Origin of the sequence: Halomonas sp. 3D7M (assembly GCF_014897885.1) — a bacterium.
Taxonomy (GTDB): domain Bacteria; phylum Pseudomonadota; class Gammaproteobacteria; order Pseudomonadales; family Halomonadaceae; genus Vreelandella.
In genome coordinates this window covers 1-504 of the sequence record NZ_JABUZF010000045.1, presented here as the reverse complement: position 1 = coordinate 504, position 504 = coordinate 1, and the positions used below count along the sequence as shown (strand labels likewise).

General features: G+C 56.9%; 1 protein-coding gene. It reads right to left on the bottom strand.

The annotated features are described in order from the left end of the window. Positions 1–504: transposase (locus INT22_RS01265; RefSeq protein WP_193067523.1), on the bottom strand; the 504-nt coding region annotated here is incomplete at both ends.

Sequence of the window (504 nt, the reverse complement as noted above, 5' to 3'; positions counted from 1 at the left end):
CCGGGGATTAGAGCCTAACTCGCCTTCTTCTAGGCGGGCCACCACCCAGCGTGAGTATTTCCAGGAGTGGGCTTGATACTGGAAGCGGAACGTCCCCGCTACTTTCCCTCCCACCTGCCATTGGGTCTTGCGCACCAGCATCATGGGGACGTCCACTTCCTTGAGCAGCCGGCTGTTCTTTGCGATTCCCACGATGTAGTCGACGTGATGCCGATCACACCAGTTCAGCATCCGGGGACGACAAAAGTGGCTATCACCTCGTAACACGATGCGCGTATCGGGCCAGTATTGACGGATAAAGCGTACCAGTAAGGCGAGGATCGCCCAGCTATGGCGGCTGTCGCTGCGGTCACTGGTGCGCAGATAGCTCACCAGTAAGTGGCGCCCACAGAAGACATACAGTGGGAAGTAGCAGTGGTGATCGTAATAACGGTTAAAGAACTTGCCGGGTTGCTCGCCATGCACGGGGATGTCGGTGCCATCAAAGTCCAGCACGATCTCCTT